At 37.1% G+C, this 16,977-nt stretch carries 14 protein-coding genes; 3 read left to right on the top strand and 11 right to left on the bottom strand.

Going from position 1 to position 16,977, the window contains the following annotated elements; all coding sequences use genetic code 11:
• Window positions 1-11: 11 nt before the first annotated feature.
• Entirely contained in the window at window positions 12-641 is a 630-nt protein-coding gene (locus SJY09_RS00540) for a response regulator (RefSeq protein ID WP_396637031.1), read from the top strand.
• Between the two features lie 65 nt (window positions 642-706).
• Here SJY09_RS00540 and dnaG read toward each other — a convergent pair whose 3' ends face one another.
• Window positions 707-2,686: a DNA primase gene (dnaG, locus tag SJY09_RS00535; RefSeq protein ID WP_396637030.1), complete on the bottom strand. Its 1,980-nt coding sequence runs from the start codon at window positions 2,684-2,686 to the stop codon at window positions 707-709.
• 165 nt (window positions 2,687-2,851) lie between these two features.
• Here dnaG and SJY09_RS00530 point away from each other — a divergent pair, with 165 nt between their 5' ends.
• A complete protein-coding gene (locus tag SJY09_RS00530; protein WP_396637029.1) occupies window positions 2,852-4,123 on the top strand; it encodes an amino acid permease in 1,272 nt (423 codons plus the stop codon).
• Window positions 4,120-5,208 carry an SRPBCC family protein gene (locus SJY09_RS00525; RefSeq protein WP_396637028.1) on the top strand — a complete coding sequence of 363 codons (1,089 nt, stop codon included), beginning with the start codon at window positions 4,120-4,122 and terminating at the stop codon, window positions 5,206-5,208. Before SJY09_RS00530 ends, SJY09_RS00525 begins: the two co-directional genes overlap by 4 nt.
• 61 nt (window positions 5,209-5,269) lie before the next feature.
• On the opposite strand, the gene SJY09_RS00520 is transcribed toward SJY09_RS00525, so the two are convergent.
• From SJY09_RS00520 to SJY09_RS00475, 10 genes are all read right to left on the bottom strand, one after another.
• Complete coding sequence (locus SJY09_RS00520) at window positions 5,270-6,361, bottom strand: hypothetical protein (protein ID WP_396637027.1); 1,092 nt, start codon at window positions 6,359-6,361, stop codon at window positions 5,270-5,272.
• A gap of 112 nt (window positions 6,362-6,473) precedes the next feature.
• Window positions 6,474-7,232: a hypothetical protein gene (locus SJY09_RS00515; RefSeq protein WP_396637026.1), complete on the bottom strand. Its 759-nt coding sequence runs from the start codon at window positions 7,230-7,232 to the stop codon at window positions 6,474-6,476.
• Window positions 7,219-7,782, bottom strand: coding sequence for an RNA polymerase sigma factor (locus tag SJY09_RS00510; RefSeq protein ID WP_396637025.1), 564 nt, complete (start codon window positions 7,780-7,782; stop codon window positions 7,219-7,221). The genes SJY09_RS00515 and SJY09_RS00510 overlap by 14 nt, the downstream gene beginning before the upstream one ends.
• Before the next feature lie 183 nt (window positions 7,783-7,965).
• Window positions 7,966-8,943: a polyprenyl synthetase family protein gene (locus SJY09_RS00505; protein ID WP_396637024.1), complete on the bottom strand. Its 978-nt coding sequence runs from the start codon at window positions 8,941-8,943 to the stop codon at window positions 7,966-7,968.
• A gap of 103 nt (window positions 8,944-9,046) precedes the next feature.
• Window positions 9,047-10,087, bottom strand: coding sequence for a 23S rRNA (adenine(2503)-C(2))-methyltransferase RlmN (gene rlmN, locus SJY09_RS00500; protein WP_396637023.1), 1,041 nt, complete (start codon window positions 10,085-10,087; stop codon window positions 9,047-9,049).
• Between the two features lie 99 nt (window positions 10,088-10,186).
• Window positions 10,187-11,236, bottom strand: a complete 1,050-nt coding sequence (gene queA / locus SJY09_RS00495; RefSeq protein ID WP_396637022.1) for a tRNA preQ1(34) S-adenosylmethionine ribosyltransferase-isomerase QueA — start codon at window positions 11,234-11,236, stop codon at window positions 10,187-10,189.
• Window positions 11,237-11,305: 69 nt separating this feature from the next.
• On the bottom strand, window positions 11,306-12,535 hold the full coding sequence (aroA, locus tag SJY09_RS00490; RefSeq protein WP_396637021.1) for a 3-phosphoshikimate 1-carboxyvinyltransferase: 1,230 nt from the start codon (window positions 12,533-12,535) through the stop codon (window positions 11,306-11,308).
• A 77-nt stretch (window positions 12,536-12,612) separates the two neighbouring features.
• A complete protein-coding gene (locus SJY09_RS00485; RefSeq protein ID WP_396637020.1) occupies window positions 12,613-12,939 on the bottom strand; it encodes a nucleotide pyrophosphohydrolase in 327 nt (108 codons plus the stop codon).
• Between the two features lie 40 nt (window positions 12,940-12,979).
• On the bottom strand, window positions 12,980-14,950 hold the full coding sequence (locus SJY09_RS00480; RefSeq protein WP_396637019.1) for a DUF3857 domain-containing protein: 1,971 nt from the start codon (window positions 14,948-14,950) through the stop codon (window positions 12,980-12,982).
• A 3-nt stretch (window positions 14,951-14,953) separates the two neighbouring features.
• The gene (locus tag SJY09_RS00475) at window positions 14,954-16,969 is read right to left on the bottom strand and encodes a DUF3857 domain-containing protein (RefSeq protein ID WP_396637018.1); all 2,016 of its coding nucleotides are present in this window, start codon (window positions 16,967-16,969) and stop codon (window positions 14,954-14,956) included.
• Between the last annotated feature and the right edge of the window lie 8 nt (window positions 16,970-16,977).

Raw genomic sequence — 16,977 nt, 5'->3', positions numbered from 1 at the left:
AAATCAACATAATGATCAAAGTTTTAATCGCGGACAATCACCCCATCATTAGAATGGGCGTACGAAACGTTCTTGAATCCGCAACTGGTTTTGAATTGGTGGACGATGTAGCCACTACCGAAGAACTTTTTGAAAAACTGGAAAAAGTTACCCCCGATGTTGTCATGTTAGAGATGGATATTCCTGAAATTAACGGAATAGCAGCACTACGAAAAATCAAAAAAGAATACCCTGACGTAAAGGTGCTTATGTACAGTGGACAATCTGAGGATGTCTATGCTTTAAGTGCTATCAGAGCAGGTGCTTTTGGATACCTATCCAAATCTTCTGATGTTGATTATATTATTTCGGCGGTAAGTAAAGTCAGTGAAGGTAGCATGTTCATCACAAATGAATTAGCGCAACGTTTAGCATTTGATGAAGGAACTAAAAAGCCAAGAAGGTTCTTCCGTAAATTATCCACTAGAGAAGTTGAAGTTTTAAAACTTCTAGCTAGCGGTAAACGTAACAAGGAAGTAGCTCAAGGGCTAAACCTTAATGAAAAAACAGTAAGTACGTACAAGGCTCGTTTAATGAAAAAATTGAACGTAGACAATATGGTAGACTTACTACAGCAAGCAAAGGCGTTAGAATTATATTAAGGCCTACTCGCTAAAAAATTAAAGCCCGCTGTTTGCGGGCTTTTTAATTTCCATACACTTCAATATTACGACAACACCCTGTTCAACTTCTTATTCAAAAGCTTGTTCAGTTGTAGGTAATTCATAATCTCTTCCAAGGTTTCCCTATTGTCCTTTGCAATATCTTCGGTTTCACTTTGTAGCGATTCCATACGTTTTTTGATCAAGAAACAACGTAGTGTTAAAATAGTTTCACTTACCAACTGTGCCACACTCTTTTCTTTAGGTTTTGGATAAATATCCTTGCGCTCCCATGCATGTAGCGTGTATCGCTCTTCTTCCATTAAGATAGAAGAAATATCGTTTGCCGCCTCTTGTTCTAGCTCCGCTATAAAACTATTTACAGTAAATTCTTCTGTTTGATTTAGCGCTTCGATTAGTTGATAATAAATAGCTCTAAACCGAGGATTGGCCAATTCTATTTCATCTTCCTGCAAATCCAGGTAAATTTTCTCATATACCTTCACCTCCAAGGATTCTGGCTCCAGAATTAAATCTCCCGACTCGTTTTCCTTTAGTATTAAATCTTCAAACTCCTCTTTATGATTCCCGTAGACCAATAAAAGTTCAATGATTTTTTGCTCCAAAACAAACTGTACATCTACCTTTTCTTGAATGGTTTCATTGCGTACTACATCAAAAGCCTTTTGCTCCTCACGGGCTTGTTTTTTTGCATCAGCAACATCTTTCTTACCGATCTGCGCCAAGGTATTGAACAATACCGCCTCGGATATATTCATGATCTGGGCACACTCTTGGATGTAGATTTCCTTTTTAATACGGTCCGGAATTTTGGCGATACTATTTACGATATCGCGCACTGTATCTGCTCTTTTAATAGGGTCATCGGATGCTTCCTTGACCAATAGCGAAGCTTTGAACTGAATGAAATCCTTAGCGTTTTCCTGTAGGTACTGCAGCACATCCTCTAACTCGTTATTCTTAGAAAAACTATCTGGGTCTTCGCCCTCTGGAAAGGTGCAGATTTTAACGTTCATACCCTGTTCCAAAATAAGGTCTATTCCTCGTAAAGAAGCCCTGAGTCCGGCTGCATCACCATCGAACAAAACAGTAATATTCTTTGTAAGCCTGTTTATTAGACGAATTTGTTCTGGAGTTAATGCCGTACCGCTAGATGATACCACGTTATGAATTCCGCGCTGATGAAATTGAATAACATCGGTATAGCCTTCTACCAAATAGCAATTATCTTCTTTTGCAATGGCCTGCTTGGCATAATAAATACCATACAATACCTTGCTCTTATGATAGATATCACTTTCAGGTGAATTAAGATACTTGGCCGCTTTTTTATCATTGGTCAAAATCCTTCCCCCAAAACCTAATACCCTGCCACTAAGCGAGTGAATCGGAAACATGACCCGCCCTTTAAAACGGTCGAACTTTCTAGAATTGTTTGGGTTATTAACGTCTTCCTTTACGATGGTAAGACCGGTTTTCTGAAGATAATCTAACTGATAACCTTTATCTAGAGCAGCGGTGGTAAAACCATCCCATTGGTCCAAGCAATACCCCAGTTCAAACTTTTTAATCGTCTCTTCGGTAAACCCACGCTCTTTAAAATAGCTTAGCCCTATTGCTTTTCCAAGTTCGGTATCCCATAACATCTCCTTAAAATGTTGTTGGGCAAAATCCGATACAAGATACATACTCTCGCGCTCATTGGCCTGCTCTTTTTGCTCATCGGATTGCTCCGTTTCCTCTATTTCAATATTGTACTTTTTAGCTAAATATTTAATAGCTTCGGGATAAGTAAAATGTTCGTGCTCCATTAAAAAAGCGACCACATTACCTCCTTTACCGCTACTAAAATCTTTCCAAATCTGCTTTACCGGACTCACCATAAAACTTGGCGTACGCTCATCTGAAAATGGACTAAGACCCTTGAAGTTTGAACCTGATTTTTTTAACTGCACAAAATCCCCAATGACCTCCTCTAAACGAGCGGTTTCATAAACTTGGTCTACGGTGGTTTTTGCAATCAATTTTTTGTTTTAGGAAGTCGATAAAGGTACTAAAAAAGGGAAAAATTAAGATACTAAAACTTTTAATTAGAACTAATGAAACATAAATTATTGTGAACCGCTGCTCTAATATTCCCTAACTTTAATCATCTTTTGTCTAAATTCAACATACCAAATACTCCCAACTTGACTAAAAAAATTGGATTTTGGCCCGCTGTAGCTCTGGTGACAGGGAATATGATAGGAGCAGGAGTTTTTCTGCTACCAGCTACCATGGCCGCTTATCAAGGTATAGGCATCATCGGTTGGATAATCGCCTCTATAGGCGCACTACTGCTTGCCCTGATTTTTGGCAAACTTAGCAAAATGTATCCAAAGGCAAATGGTGGACCGTACGCCTATTCCCGAATTGGACTGGGTGATTTTGCGGGGTTTTTAGTTGCTTGGGGCTATTGGATTTCTATCTGGTGCACGAACGCCGCTATAGCCGTTGCCTTGGTTGGTTATCTAGGCGCTTTCTTTCCTAGCTTAACGGCTAATCCATTTCTAGCAAGTTTCACCGGTTTATTTTTTATTTGGTTCTTTACATGGATAAATTCAAAGAACATAAAGACCATAGGAATCGTTCAAATATTGACCACAATTCTTAAAATAATACCTATAGCCTTTCTAATTATAGTAGGAATCTTTTATGCAGATTTTTCACAATCATTCGTTTTTCCTTTTACAAAGGGCTCCATACTACCGGATATTACCGCAGTTACCACGCTCACATTTTTCGCCTTTTTAGGGATGGAAAGTGCTACGGTCCCGAGCAACGCAATTAGTTCACCAGAAAAAACAATTCAAAAAGCAACACTTTTCGGCACGCTATTAACTACGGTCCTTTACCTGTTAAGCTTTATTGTTATTATCGGTATTATTCCTCCCGAGACCTTGGCAAACGCCACTGCACCCTTTGCAGATGCAGCCTTTGAAATATGGGGAACTACCGGAAAATTTCTGGTAGCATTTGGTGCTGTTGCATCGACCATGGGCGCTTTAAACGGTTGGATTTTGCTTCAAGGACAAATCCCTGCCTCAGCCGCAAGAGATAATCTGTTCCCGAAAATATTCGAAAAGACAAATAAAAATGATGCTCCAATCAAAGGAATAATCTTCTCAAGTATCTTGGCGACTATTTTAATGGGCTGCAACTACTCTAAAACTTTGGTAGAGGCATTTTCCTATATGATGAAATTATCTACCTTGACCGTGCTACTTCCCTATCTGTTTTCAATTGCCAGTTTTGCCCTAGCCATAAAGCGTTCAGACAAAAAGTCGTTGTTATTAGCGGTACTGGCCTTTCTGTTTTCCCTTTGGATAGTTATTGGCTGCGGAGCTGAAATTGTGTTTCTCGGATTTTTACTCTTACTTTTAGGAGTGCCAGCATATGTTTACCTAAAGAAGCGACCATGACAAAGTTCACTATATCCAACGACATAAAAAAAGCTGAAACCCTCCCTGCCGCTTTTTATCGCTCTGAGGAGGTTTTTGATTTATTAAAAGAAAAAGTCTTTTTGAACAGTTGGCATTGGATAGGTGATATGACCACACTAGTGCCACTATCCCAAACGGTCTATCCCCTTATTTTAAATGAGAAATTTTTGGACGAACCTGTCTTGATCATAAGAGATAAAGATGATGTTCTACATTGTGTCAGCAATGTCTGTACGCATCGCGGTAACTTGGTCGTACATCATCCCGGAAAACAAACTACACTTACCTGTATGTATCACGGTAGGCGTTTTCATATGGATGGTACTTTTAAAGCAATGCCAGAATTTGAAGAAGCAAAAGATTTCCCTAGAGCTTGTGATGATTTACATACGTTCTCAATTAAAACATGGCTTAACCATCTCTTCATAAGTTTAAAGCCAAGCTTTGAATTCCATAAAATTTCTACAATCCTTAACGAGCGCGTGGGTTTTCTACCTGTTCAAAATTTTAAATTTGACCAAACTTTGAGTAAGGATTACATTGTTAATTGCCATTGGGCGCTCTATTGCGATAATTACTTAGAAGGTTTTCACATACCTTTTGTTCATGCCGACTTAAATGCTGCTTTAGACTATGGAAGCTACACTACAGAAACCTATGACTATGTAAACCTACAAATAGGATATTCCAATGGTGGTGAGGAAGTTTTTAATCTTCCAGAAGGGCATCCAGACCATGGAAAATCTGTCGCTGCCTACTACTACTGGGTTTTTCCTAATATGATGTTCAATTTTTATCCCTGGGGTCTATCCGTTAATATCATAAACCCTATTACAATGGATAAGACAAAAGTTCAGTTCTTGACCTATGTATATGACGAAACAAAACTGAATGCTGGTGCGGGAGCCCTTTTAGATAAGGTGGAACGTGAAGACGAATTTGTAGTTGAAGGTGTTCACAAGGGTTTAAAATCTCGATTCTATACCAACGGAAGATTTTCACCTACACGAGAGAAAGGAGTACATCACTTTCATTCCCTACTAGCCAAACATCTTAATGTATAAAGAAAAAGGCGAACAGTATCACTGCTCACCTCTTTGAACTCAAATAAATAATAGACCGGATTTACAAATCGAATCTAAGGCCAAGTGAGATATTTCTTTGCTCCACTAAGGCATCTTTAAATATGGGGTTTAAATCATATTTCGCATATAATAGAACCCCATCAAAACCTGCATAAGCACTAAGACCATAAACAAATCCTGAAGTATTATAACCCCTTTTTAATTTATCCTTTACACGTTCACCATTTCTGTTGTATTTCAATTTTTGACGAGTTCCTAGATTAAATCCACCATAACCACCAATTCCGAATCGAAATTGATTACGTAAGGAATAACGGATCTTGTTCGCGGACTCCTTGATCCTTGAGGGTCCAAATTCTAAGTGTAACGGAAAGACTAGATTATCCATCCTAAGTTTGGATTTCCTAAGATCAAACTCAAATTCTTGTAGTTCGGTCTGTCCGTCGTCACCTGCTACAAAATATTGATTCCCTTTCGGCTTCAACCCATTAAATTGAAACGAGACACCATAGTTAAGTCTTAAAAAATTGGTGTTTTTAAACACCCTTGTTCGCCATTGCCAACCCAATTCAAAAAATCGGCTACCACCCACCCTATATGGAGTATCCTCCAAAGATTGCCCATCGATTATTGCGTTGTTCAGACCTACCGCTAAAAAGAAATCTGAGTATGTCCTTCTATCATATATTACCTTCCGTCTTTCTGGATTTTCCTTAAAACGTATACCAAAAACACGCTCCTCATCTCCATCCCTACCACCGAAACCTATTTCTATTTGAGAAGAGTAATTAAGTGTGTCCAGTTCTAAAACGTTGTCCCCATTGCGTTCTGCCAACTTTATTTTATTATCGATAATGGCAATCCTATTTTCAATATTAAGGGCGCGTTTCTTAGCAGCTTCTTCTTTCAGTATACTTGCTTCTTCTTTACTTATGGTACCATTCTGCAGCCGCTGATTGATGTTTTCCACTTCCTTTTTTAAAGCTTCCTTTTCCTGGGTAGTGATTTTCTCCTTTGCACTCTCCAACATTTTGAGCGTAGTTTTACTTTCATTAGTTTCTTCTTGAGCTTCCATGTTATTAACATAAAATGCTAATAATAAAGCCATTAAGTACAATGTAAATTTTCTCATAATAGTTTGATTTTTGATTGACCGTCCTAGACGGATAAAATTGATGAATAAACTCCTCCCTGTCCCTCTTCTATTTTAGATAGGGAAATACACTCGTAAAAAAGAAATTAGGTTAATTATTACGGTCTGCGACAGCAGTCCTAACCTTTAGAAAACCGGTTTTCAATGACTCAAAAATTTGGTCTCGGAAGGATTGATCAAGTTCATCTTCGACCTCGGTTAATAATGCCATTGCATTGACTGAATTATCGGTATTAAAAAGGTTTTCTTTTAAAATATCTTGCTGAGCCTGAAGCAGTAAGGAGTCTACCTCAGCATCCGTTACCGCGTCGGATAATTCTAAGGCATCAACTTTTGCCACAACTTCAGCTATTTTACTGTTGAGGATATTTTCCGCTACTAAAATGGTTTTAGCGCTATCCCTTAATTCTTTTCTGGGAGTTTCAAAGATTACATCCGTATTGCCAATCGGCTGTTTATCTTCTTCACTGGATATTACCGTACCAGCAATTGAAACTGTGTTGTCTTTTTCCTCTTCTATAGTAGTTTCTAAAGCAATGGATATACGTTCCTCATTTTCTACGGTAATTACATCCTCTACATCGGCTTCTTTCAATACCTTTTCAGCAGGGCTTTCCACCACTTCTATAGGATTACGCTCTTCACCGGAGACAGCATTAAAATAAAACAAACTGGTTCCAAGTAACACTAACACACTGGCAGCGATACCAATCCAAAAATAATTAGGCTTTTTCGAAGGGGTACTGACCGCTAAATCTTTTGAAATTTTATTCCATGCCTCAGCAGATGGTGCTATTTCTCGCTCGTTCAGCTTTGTTTTAATATGTTTTTCAAATTTATCGGTTTCCATAACCTATGATATTTTGTTGTTGTAATTTTTCCTGTAATATTTTGCGGGCCTTGAACAATTGCGATTTTGACGTACTCTCACTTATGTCCAACATCTCCGCAATTTCTTGATGCTTATAGCCTTCAATGGTGAATAGTACAAATACCATTTTATACCCCTGAGGCAAACCGTCTATTAATTGCTGAATATGCTCGGTATCCAAATCCATTGGTTGTAACACTTCTTGGCTTTGATTTTGTTCATAAACGGCATCATCATAAACCACAAACTGTTGCTTTCTTAAATACGAAATACTTTCGCGTATCATTATTCGTCTCACCCATCCTTCAAAACTACCCTGAAACTTAAAGGTGTCCAGTTTTAAGAACATTTTTAAAAAGCCCTGAACCATTACATCTTCCGCAAAATGAATATCCTTGATATACTGTCTACAAACACCAAGCATTTTAGGTGCATGTTTTGCATACAAACGCTGTTGCGCATCCTTATTGCCAGCAATCGCTTTCTTAATAAGCTGTTTCTGGTTTTTATATAGTGGTATAATTTTCAAAATTGTATTTGGTCTTCTATTAATAGAGACGCAAAAACTATGACCAAGGTTGCCTGCGCTTTCAAAAAAAATAAAAATAAATTACAACCTATTGATTTTCAATACGATAATTATAAATTTAAATCGAATAAAAAATCTGAAGTACAATTGACTTATATATCATCTTGGATACGAACTCGGTTATTACTTTTCCCGATCTACCACGTAGTTTACCATGAGCTCTAAAGCACTTCTGTATTCTGATTCTGGATAAGCCATTAAAAGTTCAAGTGCTTCGTCTTTAAAGGCCAACATTTTTTCTACAGCATACTCCAAACCTCCTTTTTCCTTTACAAAGGAAATGACCTCTTTTACCCGTTTTTTGTTCTTGTTATGGTTTTTTATAGAATTGATGACCCAGCTTTTTTCTTTTTTGGAGCAATGGTTCAACGCATAGATCAAGGGTAGCGTCATTTTCTGTTCCTTAATATCGATACCTGTAGGTTTTCCAATACGCTCATTTCCATAATCAAAAAGGTCGTCCTTAATTTGAAAGGCCATGCCACATAACTCTCCAAATTTCCGAAATACTTCTACATCCTTACTTTCTGGCTTAACGGAACATGCACCCAGACTGCAACAGGCAGCAATTAATGTTGCTGTTTTTTGCCGGATAATATCGTAATAAACATCCTCCGTAATATCTAATCTACGCGCCTTTTCAATTTGTAAAAGTTCGCCCTCGCTCATTTCCTTGACTGCTACGGAAATAATACGGAGTAGGTCAAAATCGCCATTATCAATGGATAATAAAAGTCCTTTAGATAATAAGTAATCGCCTACCAACACCGCGATTTTGTTTTTCCAAAGTGCATTAATGGAGAAAAAGCCGCGACGTTTATTACTCTCATCTACTACATCGTCATGTACTAAGGTTGCGGTATGAATTAACTCTATCACGGAAGCCCCTCTATAGGTGCGCTCGTTGATTTCGCCATTATGAAGTAGTTTAGCGGTTAGAAAAACGAACATGGGGCGCATCTGTTTTCCTTTGCGGTTTACAATGTAGTGGGTTATCCTATTGAGCAGGGCAACTTTAGAACTCATTGCATCTCGGAATTTGGATTCGAATAGATCCATTTCCTTACGTACCGGTTCCTTTATTTGTTCTACTATTTTCAACCGTGAAAATTTAGTGCCCAAAGCGGGCGCAAAAGGTAAATTTACGCAAAAGAGGCACGCTATAATCGGTTAACGCGACGTAATACCAGTAATAATCGATACTTTAAGATTTATTTGCCAATTGACCACATGCCGCATCAATATCCTTACCCCTAGAACGCCTAACCGTCACCACAATTCCATTTTTTTCTAGCAGTTCTACGTATAAATCAATGGCCTTATTGGAGGCTTGTTGAAATTCCCCATCATCGATAGGGTTGTATTCAATTAGATTCACTTTAGACGGCGCAAACCTACAAAAATCAATTAAGGCCTCTATATCCTTTCGTTTATCATTGATTCCTTCCCAAACCACATATTCATAGGTAATACGGCTTTTGGTTTTTTGATACCAATACACCAATGCTTCTCTTAAATCACTAAGTGTAAACGTTGCATTGAACGGCATAATGGAAGTCCTGATCTCGTCTATTGCTGAATGTAAGGATACTGCCAGTTTAAATTTTACGGCATCATCGGCCATTTTTTTAATCAACTTTGGCACACCCGAAGTGGATACCGTAATTCGTTTAGGAGACATGCCCAAACCCTCTGGAGAAGTAATCTTATCAATGGCTTTCAGCACATTGTTATAATTCATCAATGGCTCTCCCATACCCATAAATACAATATTACTTAAGGGTCTATCAAAATAGAGGCGACTTTCGTTATCGATAGCCACCACCTGATCGTATATTTCGTCAGGATTTAAATTTCGCATTCGCTTTAATCGAGATGTAGCACAAAATCTACAATCCAAGCTACATCCTACTTGACTGGACACACATGCTGTAGTTCTCGTTTTAGTGGGAATTAAAACCGATTCCACCACCAAATCATCGTGCAGACGTACGGCGTTTTTAATGGTACCGTCAGCGCTACGTTGCATTTGATCCACCTTTATGTGGTTGATCACAAAGTTAGCCTCTAGCATTTCTCGTGTATCCTTGGAAAGGTTGGTCATACCCTCAAAGGAATGTGCAGCCTTTTGCCAAAGCCATTCATACACTTGGTTACCGCGAAAAGCTTTGTCGCCGTTATTTACGAAAAAGTCCCTTAGTTGGTCTCTTGTTAACGCTCGTATGTCCTTTTTTTTGACTTGCACTTTCTTTTAGCTAAAAAGCCCTGCTTTATATTACAAAGGGATAAAGCAGGACTCGTATTTAATGGTATCAATCCGGTTTTACGGAATCGAAACTATGTATTAGATAATCAACATGGCATCACCATAAGAATAAAACTTATAGCTTTCCAAAATTGCCTCTTTATAGGATTTCTTCATTAAATCATGCCCCATAAAAGCAGAAACCATCATCAAAAGGGTAGATTTTGGTAAATGAAAATTGGTTATCATACTGGTGGCAATACTAAATTCATATGGAGGGAAAATAAATTTATTGGTCCAACCCTCATAGGTATTTAGCGTATGATTGGAAGAAACTGCACTTTCTAAGCCTCTCATTGCCGTAGTACCAATGGCACATACCTGTCTTTTATTTTTCTTGGCATTATTTACAATTTCCGTTGCTTTCTCATCAATGAATAGTTCCTCACTATCCATTTTATGCTTGGAAAGGTCTTCTACTTCCACAGGATTAAAGGTTCCTAAACCAACATGTAATGTCAATTCCGCAAAATCAATTCCTTTTATCTCCAAACGCTTTAAAAGGTGTTTCGAGAAATGCATTCCGGCGGTTGGGGCGGCTACGGCACCTTCATGCTTTGCATAAATGGTTTGGTACCTATCCGCATCTTCTGGCTCAACATCCCTCTTTATATATTTTGGCAAAGGAGTTTCACCCAGTTCTTTTAATTTTCTTCTAAAATCTAGATACGCACCGTCATATAAAAATCGTAGTGTACGCCCCCTAGAGGTGGTATTATCGATAACTTCTGCTACAAGCGTTTCATCATCACCAAAATACAACTTGTTCCCTATACGAATTTTACGTGCAGGGTCTACCAAAACATCCCACAAACGCTGCTCTTCATTTAGCTCACGTAAAAGAAATACTTCGATACGTGCACCTGTCTTTTCTTTATTTCCGTACAATCTTGCCGGAAAAACCTTAGTATTGTTCAAGACCATGACATCGCCCTCGTCAAAATAATCGATCATATCCTTGAACATCTTGTGCTCTATCTTACCGGTTTCTCGGTGTATGACCATTAATTTGGCCTCGTCCCTATTCTCGGAAGGATGTTCTGCCAATAATTCCTTTGGAAGTTCAAAATTAAAGTGAGATAATTTCATGTATCGTATATATGTTTAGCGGCTGCAAATATACAATCTGGGAAGGGGGGTTGTCAAGTAAATAGGGAATTATAATTCCGTAACCTCTATTTGAAGTAATTCCATATCACTCCAAAAATCGGGATACGACTTAGAGACTACCTCAGCATCATTTACAAAGAGTCTTGTTTTTAGCGCTAACGGTGCAAAAGCCATTGCCATCCTATGGTCGTTGTACGTATCTATAGAAACATCTTCCTTTATCGTGGTACCTGCATGCAATGTTAACGAATTATTGGTAACAGCTATTTTTGCACCTAGTTTTGAAAGTTCTGTATCTAGGGCCACTAATCTATCAGTCTCCTTTATTTTCAGGGTATGCAAACCGTCTAAATGACAAGCTATACCAAGTCCAAAACAAGTTACGGCAATCGTTTGCGCTATGTCTGGTGCATTCGCTAAATCTGCCCTAAACTCCTCTGGATAAGAAGTTGACCCTTTTTTTAAAGTGATGCTATTATCGTGAAAACTAGTAGAAACTCCCAATTCTTGGTATAATTTCACCAAAACACTGTCTCCTTGCAAACTATTCTCTTTGTAGGCGGATAGGGTTATCTCTGTTCCAACTTCCGCAAGGGCCACAATACTATAAAAGTAGGATGCGGAGCTCCAATCTGATTCTACTATCAATTGTTGTGGCTTAACCGTCTTCTTTGGTACAACTTTAATGGTATTCTCCTCAAACGAAGTGGAGACCCCAATTTCATTGAGTAAACTCAAGGTCATCTTAATATAGGGAACCGAAGTAATTTTACCGACAAGCTCCAATTCTAAACCATTTTCCAGACTAGGTGCAATCAATAACAAAGAAGAAATGTATTGACTGCTCACATCAGCCGGTAAACTTACCTTATCCTTGGTGAGTTTTCTTCCTTTAATTTTTAACGGAGGGTAACCCTCATTCTTTACATAAGCAATATCCGCCCCTAAACTACGTAGTGCGTCTACAAGAATTTTCACGGGCCTTTCCGTCATTCGCTGAGAACCGGTCAGCACTACCTCTTTGCCTTCTTGAGATGCAAAATATCCTGTTAGAAAACGCATTGCCGTTCCTGCATGATGAATATCCACGGTACCTGTAGATTGCTTTAGGCCCGCTGCCATTACTTGAGCATCGTCTGAATTGGAGATATTCTCAATCGTAATTCCAGCATACAATGAGGCCAATAAAAGCGAGCGATTGGATTCACTTTTTGAACCGGTAATCTTTATGCTTTTGTTTAGTAATTGATTGGATGGACCAGAAAGACTTATTTTCAAAAGAGTACGTTTTTAATAACGTGTCAAAACTACAAAAACACCCCTAAAAACTGATAAAGCTATTCGCTTATTTTAGGTTATTTGAGTTTTTCATTATTATGATGACGGTCATGGTCTCGCTTGGTCTTCAAATCTAACTTCTTGTCAAAAGATTGTTGTAAATCTATACCCGTTTGGTTGGCCAGGCACAAAACCACAAACAGCACATCTGCTAACTCTTCCCCTAAATCTTTAGATTTATCTGATTCTTTTTCGCTCTGCTCGCCATACCTTCTTGCTATAATACGCGCTACTTCGCCCACCTCTTCGGTAAGTTGTGCCATATTGGTTAGTTCATTAAAATAACGAACGCCGTGTTCCTTAATCCAATCGTCTACCGCTTTTTGTGCGTTTTGTATGTCCATTATTCCCTTTTTAACAAAAATATATAAACCTTTTAAACGGTTAACCCTTTTCCAAAACAATTAAGGACTGGGTTTGAATCTGTACTGCCTTAGCAAATAAACCTTTAATAGATTCATAAGTATCCTTGTTATATTGCGTACGATTTAGTCTAAAATCGAAAAATATATCAATAGAACCAATATCATTTTTTCGAACCTCAAATCTTAAAATACCTCCGTTATCCGGTAGTGAATAATTTTCCGATTTAGGAATTGTTTTAATGGTATATTCTTCTGGAATTACAATATTCGATGAAAAAGTGTAATTTCTCCGATAACCAAAATCTATAGGATAATTTCTATTTGGAGCTTTAAAAGGATTACTATCAAAAAAAGATATAAAAATTGGATTAAGATAAATGTTATCCTCTTGAAAAGACCGGTCCATTTCAAATTCGAAACGTTCCGCTAATTTCTTTTCATTTGAATACTTCTCTTTTAGTTCATAGTTAGTAATACTAAAATCTGCTATTGCTTCTTGCTCCAAATTTTCCAAGTATTCCTCTTCCGTATTGGCCTGAAGCATATTTCTTTGTGAAATAGAAAAATACCCTGAATTAAGGAAGTCAAATTGTCCTTTTAATTTATCATTTTCAGCATCAATCTCTAACTTAGCTCTTATTGCTTGCTTATTTTTTCCTTCGGGAAGAATATCATACCAGTAACTATCTTCTTTAAAATCCATAACGCGCCCCACATAATTGAGACATCTAAAAGGCAACATACCGAAAGGGGTGTTTTTGTTGGTAGCATCTAACAAATACGATTTATCATCAATGTCGACTTTCGCTACTACATAATTAAAATCTGTCATTACAGGATGCGTTCTTTTAGGCAAACCTCTATCTCTAGTACCCAATAAAACCATGTTTGCTTTTAGACCTGCACTATTAAGGAGATTAATAAGCGTCATATTAATTTCTGCTGCATTGCCTACTTTTTTATCAAAAGCGTCTTTTACCCTATTATTTTTCCAAAGCCCATATTCCTTATCCCATGTATAGTGTTTTTTTACAAAATCATAAATATTTTTAGCTCGGTTAAATGGTTCTCCCTCGTTCAATAAATCTAAAGGAACGTTTTTCTCAAAGAATCCTTTTTTATGTAGTTGACGTCCTATATCCCTATCTGACTTAAACTCTTGATCAACATCTTCCCAAGATTTAGTAAACCTTTTCTTATCTCCTCGAAAACTGTTATACTCTGATAGTTCAAACTCTATTTTAGAACGATAGTTTCTGCTGGCTAACATAAAACGTTCAGTATCTTTAAAAGCAGGAACATCTTGCATTGCATATTTAAGCACCTCGCAGTCTGCAATAGCACTAATCCCTGGAACTGAGAAACAAGATTTTTCAAGTGAAGCTTCATTGATATTTAAACTAATTTCACCCATTAAACTTCTGTTATAGGACCAATTACCGGGAATTTTCGCATTGTATTCGGTATAAACTTTAGGAATATCTGCCTGAAACTCCCATCCAGTAAGATTAAAATGAAAAGGAGACTGTACTTCGTAAGCATATTCTAAAATGGAGCCCTCCTTAATATCTGGAAAAGTAAATCTTTTTTCAGACCAACGTTCACTTGTATTTACATCAAAGATCTCTTCTTTCTTTATGCTTCTTTTTGTTATTCCGTTATGCGTTATCGCCCGTATTTTGTTTACTTTTTCTGCTCTTTTTTCTGAACGATAATATGGAATACTAATATTGGCATAATCAAAACCCTTCTTATCCAAAATTTTTATTTTGGCATGATACTTCTTTATGAGCCAAATATAATTGTCCCTTACTTCAAAATAATTATCGCCATTCTCATAGAGATAAATAGCAGTAGCCGTAGTGTCATTTTCATAAACACTAAATATCCTCTCTCGTGGAGAAAGCTTGCCAAACTCAATTTTATCTTGTCCTAAAATAGAGAGGCACAAGAAAAAGAAGGCTGTTGAAAGGAGTGCGTTTTTACTCACAAATTATACTTTGGACAAGACTACCTTTTCTGTCTCTTTTTCAATAATGTTTTTATACAATTCTTTAATACTATAATATTCATGGGGAGGAATTATAGCTTGATTTATTTTCACATCTACCATAAGTTGTATTCCAGAATCGGTTTTAATAACATTATATATGAAACCACCTGCTTGATTTGGCAAGGCCAACCGAAGATTTTCTGGTACGGAAGTGATTTCGTATCCTTCTGGGATTTTAATATTAATCATAAATCGCTCTTGCCATGGAAAAACAAAATCAATAGGATAGTCCCGTTTTTCCAACTTAAAAGGATTTTCTTTCTCGACTTTAAAGAATAATGGTGAAAAATATATTTTATCTCCCAGAACATCGGATTGATTTTCCATAAAAAAATCAAAACTCTCCACGATGTTCTTTCCTAATATATCTTTGTTTTTTATTTCATAATTGGAAATTTCCATTCCATTGGTATTATTTTCTTTCTTTTCCAAATAATCATCCTCACTAACCCCATGATTTTTATCCCGGAACAAATAAGCATAATAAGAAGAATATGTTTCTCTTTCTTTGCCTTCTATATCTCCATTTGCTTTAAGATTTATATTTAAAGTAATCGTTTTTTTGGAAACTTTATTGGGTACTACCTGAACCATGGACGCGGAACCATCTTCTTCAATTAACCTGCCAAACCAGTTTACAGCCATAGTAGGTAGTATATTAGGCTCCGTAAACTTGTTGCAAGCATCTAACAATATAACTTCTCCATTTAACTTAACTGAAGCGGCCACATAGTTAAAACCATCTCTAGTGGGGAACATAGGAACGCCATTATTTCTTGTACTTATTAAAACCGGATTTGCATTAAGATCGGCCTCTTTTAACATTGCGACCAATATTAAATTAATGTCGGCAACACTTCCAGACTTTTTCTTGTAGGCACTCTTGACACCTTCGTCCGTATATTTTCCGATGTAATCATTCCAACTCATTCGCTGCTGTACAAATGAAAAAATAGCCAATGCCCTTTCTGCCTCATTAGTCTTTCCCTTGAGGACCAAAGCTAAGTCATCCTTAAAGTAGCCTTTATAATCCAATTGCCTTCCAAAATTATCACTGTCATAGATAGTTTTTACGACACTCTCCCAAGTAGTGGCATAACTCTTTCCTATTTCATTAGGGAACCTTACATATTGAATTTCATAATTTATGGTTGACCTGTAGTTGTTCATGCTATTTACATACGGTTCTTCTTTCAAAGCGGGGACATTTACCATATTATATTCATCTATAATTACACTATAATCGACCGAACTTGTGCTGTATGAGGTGCCGGAAGATGAAGTTAAGCTGTTTCCCGTTCTAGCTCTATTTGTAAAGTTTATTTTCTTAGATCTAGAGTTCTGTACAGGATTAAGAGTTAAGTATCCCTTTATATTTTTTTTGAACGAATAATATTCCGGTATCCCAATTTTAATCTCTTGTTTTTTAATGGGTATATCATACTGCATAACTATTTCATCTATGGAATATGAAAAAGGAGAAACTAACTTATATGTATACTCTATAACACTTCCCTCTTTGAGGTTGGGCATGGTAAACTTTTCCTCTTTATAGTATTTAGAGAGTTCATTTGAAAAAGTATCCGAATTTTTCAGTTTCGTTTTAACAATAGCTCCGTTTTCTAAATTATAAGTATACGCCTTCAAACCAGATAGGCTTTCATCCCCGTTGTTGGATTGATATAAACGCTCTGCAATAGTGCCATAATCGAAACCATCTTTATTATAGATTTTAACACGTTCATGGACATTAGTAATTACCTGAAAACCTGCTGATTGCACGTAATCATAGGAAATGCTAATATTTCTATAAAGCACAGCCGCAAACGCCGAAGAATCTTTTGCGTAAACTTTCTCGGTAAGTTCCTCCTTAGAAACTTTACCAAATTTGTAATTCTGGGCTTTTATAAAGAAAACTGTAAACAAAAAAGTAAAAGTGATAATCTGCTTGAGCATAATTTTGA

The organism is Maribacter sp. R77961, from assembly GCF_044594925.1.
Lineage (GTDB): Bacteria > Bacteroidota > Bacteroidia > Flavobacteriales > Flavobacteriaceae > Maribacter.
Note: the sequence above shows the minus strand (reverse complement) of the source record. Positions and strands in the feature narration are given on the sequence as shown.

Excerpts from the sequence above, each read along its gene's own strand:
- queA (WP_396637022.1), bottom strand. The coding sequence starts at position 11,236 with ATGAAATTATCTCACTTTAATTTTGAACTTCCAAAGGAATTATTGGCA.
- SJY09_RS00525 (WP_396637028.1), top strand. The coding sequence starts at position 4,120 with ATGACAAAGTTCACTATATCCAACGACATAAAAAAAGCTGAAACCCTC.
- SJY09_RS00475 (WP_396637018.1), bottom strand. The coding sequence starts at position 16,969 with ATGCTCAAGCAGATTATCACTTTTACTTTTTTGTTTACAGTTTTCTTT.
- SJY09_RS00520 (WP_396637027.1), bottom strand. The coding sequence starts at position 6,361 with ATGAGAAAATTTACATTGTACTTAATGGCTTTATTATTAGCATTTTAT.
- SJY09_RS00540 (WP_396637031.1), top strand. The coding sequence starts at position 12 with ATGATCAAAGTTTTAATCGCGGACAATCACCCCATCATTAGAATGGGC.
- SJY09_RS00485 (WP_396637020.1), bottom strand. The coding sequence starts at position 12,939 with ATGGACATACAAAACGCACAAAAAGCGGTAGACGATTGGATTAAGGAA.
- SJY09_RS00515 (WP_396637026.1), bottom strand. The coding sequence starts at position 7,232 with ATGGAAACCGATAAATTTGAAAAACATATTAAAACAAAGCTGAACGAG.